General features: G+C 66.9%; 6 protein-coding genes and 2 pseudogenes. 3 read left to right on the forward strand and 5 right to left on the reverse strand.

The window, feature by feature from the left end; translation table 11 throughout:
- The first annotated feature begins 1 nt into the window (after window position 1).
- Window positions 2–1,776, forward strand: a pseudogene (aspS, locus tag MBELCI_RS13535) (aspartate--tRNA ligase).
- Between the two features lie 80 nt (window positions 1,777–1,856).
- Here the strand turns inward: aspS and MBELCI_RS13540 are convergent.
- A complete protein-coding gene (locus MBELCI_RS13540; RefSeq protein WP_045320176.1) occupies window positions 1,857–2,216 on the reverse strand; it encodes a diacylglycerol kinase in 360 nt (119 codons plus the stop codon).
- Between the two features lie 158 nt (window positions 2,217–2,374).
- On the opposite strand from MBELCI_RS13540, the gene trhA reads away from it, so the two are divergent.
- Window positions 2,375–3,031: a PAQR family membrane homeostasis protein TrhA gene (gene trhA, locus MBELCI_RS13545; RefSeq protein WP_021694810.1), complete on the forward strand. Its 657-nt coding sequence runs from the start codon at window positions 2,375–2,377 to the stop codon at window positions 3,029–3,031.
- Between the two features lie 16 nt (window positions 3,032–3,047).
- Here the strand turns inward: trhA and MBELCI_RS13550 are convergent, their stop codons facing one another.
- Window positions 3,048–3,821, reverse strand: coding sequence for a M48 family metallopeptidase (locus tag MBELCI_RS13550; RefSeq protein WP_021694811.1), 774 nt, complete (start codon window positions 3,819–3,821; stop codon window positions 3,048–3,050).
- Between the two features lie 153 nt (window positions 3,822–3,974).
- Between MBELCI_RS13550 and MBELCI_RS13555 the strand changes: the two genes are divergently transcribed.
- Window positions 3,975–4,211 (forward strand): DUF8831 family protein, encoded by a 237-nt coding sequence (locus MBELCI_RS13555; protein WP_021694812.1) that lies wholly within the window; start codon window positions 3,975–3,977, stop codon window positions 4,209–4,211.
- A gap of 98 nt (window positions 4,212–4,309) precedes the next feature.
- On the opposite strand, the gene MBELCI_RS13560 is transcribed toward MBELCI_RS13555, so the two are convergent.
- The 3 genes and pseudogenes from MBELCI_RS13560 to fdhF form a co-directional block, all read right to left on the reverse strand.
- Window positions 4,310–4,570: a formate dehydrogenase subunit delta gene (locus MBELCI_RS13560; RefSeq protein ID WP_021694813.1), complete on the reverse strand. Its 261-nt coding sequence runs from the start codon at window positions 4,568–4,570 to the stop codon at window positions 4,310–4,312.
- Window positions 4,560–5,365 (reverse strand): annotated as a pseudogene (gene fdhD, locus MBELCI_RS22965) (formate dehydrogenase accessory sulfurtransferase FdhD). Before fdhD ends, MBELCI_RS13560 begins: the two are co-directional and overlap by 11 nt.
- Window positions 5,362–7,805 (reverse strand): formate dehydrogenase subunit alpha (fdhF, locus tag MBELCI_RS13570; protein ID WP_045320177.1); only part of this gene is annotated, 2,444 nt, incomplete at its 5' end. The gene fdhF and the pseudogene fdhD, both read right to left, overlap by 4 nt.

Raw genomic sequence — 7,805 nt, forward strand, 5'->3', positions numbered from 1 at the left:
AATGCACGCCTACCGCACCCACACCTGCGCCGCCCTGACCTCTGACAATGTCGGCGATACCGTCCGGCTGTCGGGCTGGGTGCATCGGATCCGTGACCATGGCGGCATCCTGTTCATCGACCTGCGTGACCATTACGGCATGACGCAGGTGCTGTGCGATCCCGACAGCGCCGCCTTCGCCGATGTCGAAAAGCTGCGCTCGGAATGGTGCATCCGCATCGACGGCGAGGTAAAGGCGCGCGCGCCCGAGTTGGTGAACCCCAAGCTGCCCACCGGCGAGATCGAGGTCTTCGTGCGCGGCGTCGAGGTGCTGGGTGCGTCGAAGGAGCTGCCGCTGCAGGTTTTCGGCGATCAGGAATACCCCGAGGAAACGCGTCTCAAGTACCGCTATCTCGACCTGCGCCGCGAGCAGATGCAGGCCAACATGACGCTGCGCTCGGACGTGGTCCGCTCGATCCGCCAGCGCATGTGGGACCAGAACTTCCGCGAGTACCAGACGCCGATCATCACCGCCTCCTCGCCCGAGGCGCGCGCGACTTTCTCGTGCCGTCGCGCCTGCATCCGGGCAAGTTCTACGCGCTGCCGCAGGCGCCGCAGCAGTTCAAGCAGCTCCTGATGGTGTCGGGCTTCGACAAGTATTTCCAGATCGCGCCGTGTTTCCGCGACGAGGACCCGCGCGCCGACCGTTCGCCCACCGATTTCTACCAGCTCGATCTCGAGATGAGCTTTGTCGAGCAGAGCGACGTGTTCGACACGATCCAGCCGGTGATGCAGGGTATCTTCGAGGAGTTCGGCGGCGGCCGGAAGGTCGACACCGAATGGCCGCTGATCTCCTACAAGGACGCCGCGCTCTGGTACGGCACCGACAAGCCCGACCTGCGCAACCCGATCAGAATGCAGGACGTGTCCGAGCATTTCAAAGGCTCGGGCTTCGCGATCTTCGCCAAGCTTCTGGAGCAGGAGGGCACGCAGATCCGCGCCATCCCGGCACCCACGGGCGGCAGCCGCAAGTTCTGCGACCGGATGAACGCCTTCGCCCAGAAGGAGGGTCTTCCGGGGATGGGCTACATCTTCTGGCGCGAGGCCGAGGGCGGCATGGAAGCGGCAGGCCCGCTCGCCAAGAACATCGGGCCTGAGCGCACCGAGGCGATCCGCCAGCAGCTCGGCTTGGGCGTCGGTGATGCGGCCTTCTTCCTTGGTGGCAAGCCCGAGGGGTTTGAGCGCGTCGCCGGCAAGGCGCGCGTCGCGATCGGCGAGGAGCTTGGCCTGACCGAGACCGACCGTTTCGCCTTTGCTTGGATCGTCGACTTCCCGATGTACGAAAAGGACGACGAGGGCCGCATCGACTTTTCGCACAACCCGTTCTCGATGCCGCAGGGTGGGATGGAGGCGCTGCAGGGCGATCCGCTCGAAGTACTTGGCTACCAGTACGACCTCGCCTGCAACGGCTACGAGCTGATCTCGGGCGCGATCCGGAACCACAAGCCAGAGATCATGTTCAAGGCGTTCGAGCTGGCGGGCTACGGCGAAGACGAGGTGAAGAAGCGCTTCGGCGGCATGGTCAACGCGTTCCAGTACGGCGCGCCTCCGCATGGCGGCTGCGCCGCCGGGATCGACCGGGTCGTGATGCTGCTCGCGGACGAGGCCAACATCCGCGAGGTCATCCTCTTCCCGATGAACCAGCGGGCCGAGGACCTGATGATGAACGCGCCGTCCGAGCCCGCGAACGAGCAGCTGCGCGAGCTGCGGCTGCGGGTACTGCCGCCCGAAAGCTGATCGGCGCAGGCACCGACAGAAAGAAGGCCGCATCCCTCAGGGATGCGGCCTTTCTCATGTCAGCCGTTGCGACGCGTCGATCAGAACACCAGCCCGCCCAGCACGCAGATCCAGGCCAGCCCCACGGCCGCGCCTGCGACGGCGACGGCTGCGGAGCCCGAATCCTTGGCCTGCTTGGCCAAAGCGCGGCGTTCTTCCGAGACGTCGTCGACGACACGCTCGATCGCGGTGTTGAGACATTCGAAGGCCAGCACCATGACGCCGCCCATCAGGATCATGCCGCGTTCGCCCGCCGAAACCGGCAGCACGAAGATCAGGATGGCCGAGACGATGTTGGCCCACATCCACTGATGCAGGCTGCCTTCGGTGCGCCAGATATGCCTGAGCCCCTGCCAGGACCAGACCGCGCGCATGCGCAGCCTCTCGTAATGTTGTCGCATGTCTCGCCCCCGGGCTTCGCAAAAGCAGATATGACCTGTGCGAAAGGGGATGCCAATGAGGGCCCGCATCCTTTGGCATGATCATTTGTTGCCGTTGTCGCCACGTCCTCTACCTATGCGCTCTCCCACGGCACGCGGCATGCGCTAGATAACCACGCATGACACCGCAACACGAAGAATATCCCGCTTACGCACGCTCCGAGCGCATCGCCGATGGCATGATCCACGCCCTCGGCGTGATCTTCGCCTTGGCCGGGGCCATCTTGCTGGTCTCGCTCTCGGCTTGGAGCGAAGAGGCGCGCATCGACCGGACCGTCGCCGTGGCGATCTATGGTGGTGCGCTGATCGCGACCTTTTCGGCCTCGGCATTCTATCACATGACACCGTGGACCCGGCTGCGGCCGTTGCTGCGCCGGATCGATCACGCGGCGATCTATTTCAAGATCGCGGGCACCTACACGCCGCTCGTGGTGCTGATCGGCTCGGCCTTCGCCTATGCGATCCTCGCGGTGGTCTGGGCCATCGCGCTGGGCGGGGCCGTGGCCAAGCTATTCTTCTGGAAGAGCCCCGGCAGACTCGGCCCGACGCTTTATCTTCTGATGGGCTGGCTCAGCATCGCGCTGGTCTGGTCGCTGGCGATGACGCTGCCCGTGGCCTCGACCGCGCTGGTGGTGATCGGCGGGCTGCTCTATTCGGCTGGCGTGATCTTCTTCGTCTGGGAAGGGCTGCGCTTTTCCAACGCGATCTGGCATGGTTTCGTGCTCGCCGCCTCGGCCTGCTTCTTCGCCGCGATCGCGATGGGGGTGCTCGGCTGAGCACCCCCGCCTCGCGTCAGAGCCGGGCGACGGTCTGGCGCACGATGTCCATGCGCTGCGCGTTCGGCGGGTGCGTCCCGAGCAGCCGGTCGCCGGGGTCGGGTATACGCAGGAAGAACTGTGCGCCATTGACCGCGTCATAACCCGCGCGCTGGGCGATGGTCGCCCCGAGGGCGTCGGCCTCGAGTTCGAAATCCTTGGAGTAGCTGCGCGCGCCGAAACCGGCGCCGAGCTGCTGCGCGGTGCGCACCACGCTTTCGTTGCCGCCCCCCAGCCCGGTGGCGAGCTGTCCGAACACCGTCGCGCCGATCGCGGCGTTGCGGCTCTGGCGGTCGAGATGGCCCGCGATGTGATGCGCCGCCTCGTGGCTCAGCACGAAGGCCAGCTCGTCGGCGTTCTGCACTTCACTCAAAAGCGCCACGGTAAAGGCCAGAAGCGGACGGCCCTGCGCGTCGCGGGTCTGAAAGGCGTTGGCGGGCTGGCCGGGACGGTCGTCGACGACAATGCGGAAATCGCAATCGAGTTGCGGCGCGTTGGCGCGGCAGACCTGCTCGGCCACAGGTTCGAGCCGCTCCACGACCTGCACGAAATTGCGCGCCGCCGTTCGCGCGGCGTCGGGGTTGGCCACCGGGCCCGGACCCTTGGAAATGGTGACATTGGTGGGGGCGGGGGTGCCGGGGCGCGTCACGGTGGTGGTGCGCTGCGGCCCCGAGGCCACGACAACGGGCGGCGCACAGGCCGACAGCCCGAGGCCGGCGACCAGGGCGAAACAGGAAAGGCGAGACAACATCGGCAACAATATCCGGTTCGTCGTGAAGAATTACCACGATCCTAGCCGCCGCCCCGAGGCGCGACCAGCCCTGCGGGCGTGTCTCTCACGCGATCGGCATCGCGCCGCCGCTCGCGGCTTGCGCCGCCTTCGCGCGCCGCCTAGGCTGGGCCCATGTTCACCATCGAGCACGATTTCGACGCCACGGTCGTCACCCTCGTCGACGAAGGCGCCGCGCATCTTCAGGAAGACGTCACCGTCTGCGCCTTCGAGGATTGCGTGACGGTCGAGCAATACGATGCCCGCCGCGATGCGGTGGTGCGGATCACGCTGTCGCTGCATCAGGCGCGCGAGCTGCAGGCGGCGCTGAACCTGCCCGAGGGCATCTACCGCGCGAAACGCGGCGGCTGACCGGACGACCGGTCCGCGATGTCGCACCCGGCCGGAGCCGGGCGCCGTGAATATTCGTGGACTGAAGTTGCGAGGTCGGGCGCCCGTCGGGGCCGCCCTCACTCCTCTTCGGAATGGGCGGGAACCGCCTTGCCGAACTCGCGCCAGATCTCCGCACCGCGGCGGGCGAGGGGGGTGAGCGCGTCCGCCTCGTTGGTATCAAGCATCGCGAACAACCGGTCGCGCATACGTGGCTCCCAGAACGAGCGCAGATGTTCGGCCACGCGCTCGGCGCGTGTGCCCTCGGCCTGGCTCTCGAAGAAGGTGGCGATCTGGTTCGCCATGTAGACGAGCTTCTGGTCGGTGGTTCTAGAGGACATGGGCGGCTCCGATACGGGCGTGATGGGTAAAGATGCGGGTGCCATGGCGGTTGTGGGTGACAAGCGCGATGCCGGCTTCCTCGGCGAGACGCACGGCATGGGCCGTGGGCTGCGAGACCGACAGCATGAGCGGCGCGCCGATCATCGCGGTCTTCTGGACCATCTCCAGCGACAGCCGGGAGGTCAGGACGATGGCGCCCGAAGCGGGATCGGTCCCGGCCGCGGCCATGGCACCCGCCAGCTTGTCGAGGGCGTTGTGGCGGCCCACATCCTCGCGCGCCAGAACGATGCCTTGGCCGGGGACGTAGAAGCCCGCCGCGTGGACCGCGCGGGTTTCGTCGTGCAGCGGCTGCCGCGTGCGCAGGCCGTCGAGCGCCGCGGCGATCTCGGACGCGGCGAGCACGAGGCCGGAGGCGGGCACGGCGCGCACCTCCCGCGCCGCCTGCGCGAGGCTGTCGATGCCGCACAGCCCGCAGCCCACCGGGCCAACCTGCGCGCGGCGGCGCGCGTCGAGCGCGGCCTGCCTGTCCTCGGGGAGCCAGATCCGGCTTCGATGCCGTTTTCCTGTCCGACGATCTCGACATCGCCGATCTCGTGGGCCTCGGCGAAGCCTTCGGTGATGGTGAAGCCCCGCGCGAAATCCTCGATGTCGGCAGGGGTGGTCATCATCACCGCCTGGGTCGAGCCGTTGTAGACCACCGCCACCGGAGTCTCCTCGGGCAGCGACACGGGCGCGGACTCCGCGCCCGTGTCGTGGGCCGCAACCCGGCTATAGGGATGCAGCCCCTCGCTCATTCCGCCGCGGGCAGGATGCGGCGCGATTGCTCGGCCTGCGCCTCGTAGTCCTGCTGCCATTCCGACGGGCCGTTCGACGGGCTGACCTGCACCGCCGTCACCTTGTATTCCGGGCAGTTGGTGGCCCAGTCCGAAAAGTCGGTGGTGATGACGTTGGCCTGCGTCGTCGGGTGGTGGAAGGTGGTGTAGACCACGCCCGGGCTGACCCGGTCGGTGATCAGCGCGCGCAGGCTCGTGTCGCCCGAGCGCGAGGCGAGCCGCACGTAGTCGCCATCCTTCACGCCGCGCACCTCGGCGTCATGCGGGTGGATCTCCAGCACGTCCTCCTCGTGCCAGCGCGAGTTTTCGGTGCGGCGCGTCTGCGCGCCCACGTTGTACTGCGACAGGATGCGGCCGGTGGTGAGCAGCAGCGGGAAGCGTGGGCCGGTCTTTTCATCGGTGGCCACGTATTCGGTGCGGATGAACCGCCCGCGACCGCGCACGAAGCCGTCGATATGCATGAGCGGCGTGCCCTCGGGCGAGGCGTCGTTGCAGGGCCACTGCACCGAACCCTGCTCCTCCAGAAGCTCGTAGCTGACATTGGCGAAACTCGGCGTGGTCGCCGCGATCTCGGCCATGATCTGCGCGGGGTGGGTATAGGTCCAGCCACCGCCCATCGCGTTCGCCAGCAACTGCGTCACCTCCCAGTCGGCATAGCCGTTCTTCGGCGCCATGACCTTGCGCACGCGGTTGACGCGGCGCTCGGCGTTGGTGAAGGTGCCATCCTTCTCGAGGAAGGTCGAGCCGGGCAGGAAGACATGCGCGTAGTTCGCGGTTTCGTTCAGGAACAGGTCCTGCACGATCACGCACTCCATCGCCGCGAGTCCCGCCGCCACGTGCTTGGTGTCGGGGTCGGACTGAAGGATGTCCTCGCCCTGACAATAGAGGCCCTTGAACGTGCCGTCGACCGCCGCGTCGAGCATGTTGGGGATGCGCAGGCCGGGCTCGCTATCGAGCTTGACCTTCCACAGGCTCTCGAACACCTCGCGCACCTCCGAGCCCGCCACGTGGCGATAGCCCGGAAGCTCGTGCGGGAAGGAGCCCATGTCGCACGAGCCCTGCACGTTGTTCTGGCCGCGCAGCGGGTTCACGCCGACGCCGCGACGACCGATGTTGCCGGTCAGCATGGCGAGGTTGGCGATGCCGATCACGGTGGTCGAGCCTTGGGAGTGCTCGGTCACGCCGAGACCGTAGTAGATCGCGCCGTTGCCGCCCGTGGCGTAGAGGCGCGCGGCGCGGCGCAGTTCCTCGGCGGGGACGCCGGTGAGCATCTCGACGGCTTCGGGCGAATGGCGATCCTCGGCCACGAACTCGACGTAGTCCTGGAATTCCTCCCAGTCGCAGCGGGTGCGGATGAACTCCTCGTCGTAGAGCCCTTCGGTCACGATCACATGCGCGATGGCGGTGACGATCGCGACGTTGGTGCCCGGACGCAGCGCGAGATGATGCGCGGCGGCGACATGCGGGCTTTTGACGAGGTCGATCCGGCGAGGATCGACGACGATCAACTTCGCCCCCTCCCGCAGCCGCTTCTTGAGGCGGCTTGCGAAGACCGGGTGCCCGTCGGTCGGGTTGGCCCCGATGACGACGACCACATCCGTGTCCTCGACCGAATCGAAATCCTGCGTCCCGGCCGAGGTGCCGTAGGTCTGGCCCAAGCCATAACCCGTGGGTGAGTGGCAGACGCGGGCGCAGGTATCGGTGTTGTTGTTGCCAAAGACGGCGCGGGCCATCTTCTGGACGAGGTAGGTCTCCTCGTTGGTGCAGCGCGACGAGGTGATCACGCCGATCGACTTCTTGCCGTACTGCTCCTGAATGCTGCGCATTTTCGAGGCGGCGAAGCCGATCGCCTCGTCCCACGACACTTCGCGCCATGGCTGGTCGATCGTGTCGCGGATCATCGGGTTGAGGATGCGATCCTTGTGCGCGGCATAGCCATAGGCGAAGCGGCCCTTGACGCAGCTATGGCCGCGATTGGCCTTGCCGTGCTTGTAGGGGGTCATGCGCACCAGCTCGTCGCCGCGCATCTCGGCCTTGAACGAACAGCCGACGCCGCAATAGGCGCAGGTGGTGACGACCGAGCGCTCGGGCGTACCGATCTCGATCACCGATTTTTCCTGAAGCGTCGCGGTCGGGCAGGCCTGCACGCAGGCGCCGCAGGATACGCAGTCCGAGGTCATGAAATCGTCGAGCTTGGTGCCCGCGGACACGCGGCTGTCGAAGCCGCGGCCCTCGATGGTCAGCGCAAAGGTGCCCTGCACCTCGTCGCAGGCCCGCACACAGCGCGAGCAGACGATGCATTTCGAGGGATCGTAGGTGAAGTAGGGGTTGCTGTCATCCTTGGGCAGGAACTGCGGGTTGTTGATGCCCACCGGTTCGCGCAGTCGCGCCTCGGCCTGGG

Origin of the sequence: Limimaricola cinnabarinus LL-001, assembly GCF_000466965.1 — a bacterium.
Taxonomy (GTDB): Bacteria; Pseudomonadota; Alphaproteobacteria; order Rhodobacterales; family Rhodobacteraceae; genus Limimaricola; species Limimaricola cinnabarinus.

Excerpts from the sequence above, each read along its gene's own strand:
- MBELCI_RS13555 (WP_021694812.1), top strand. The coding sequence starts at position 3,975 with ATGTTCACCATCGAGCACGATTTCGACGCCACGGTCGTCACCCTCGTC.
- MBELCI_RS13560 (WP_021694813.1), bottom strand. The coding sequence starts at position 4,570 with ATGTCCTCTAGAACCACCGACCAGAAGCTCGTCTACATGGCGAACCAG.
- MBELCI_RS13550 (WP_021694811.1), bottom strand. The coding sequence starts at position 3,821 with ATGTTGTCTCGCCTTTCCTGTTTCGCCCTGGTCGCCGGCCTCGGGCTG.
- MBELCI_RS13540 (WP_045320176.1), bottom strand. The coding sequence starts at position 2,216 with ATGCGACAACATTACGAGAGGCTGCGCATGCGCGCGGTCTGGTCCTGG.
- trhA (WP_021694810.1), top strand. The coding sequence starts at position 2,375 with ATGACACCGCAACACGAAGAATATCCCGCTTACGCACGCTCCGAGCGC.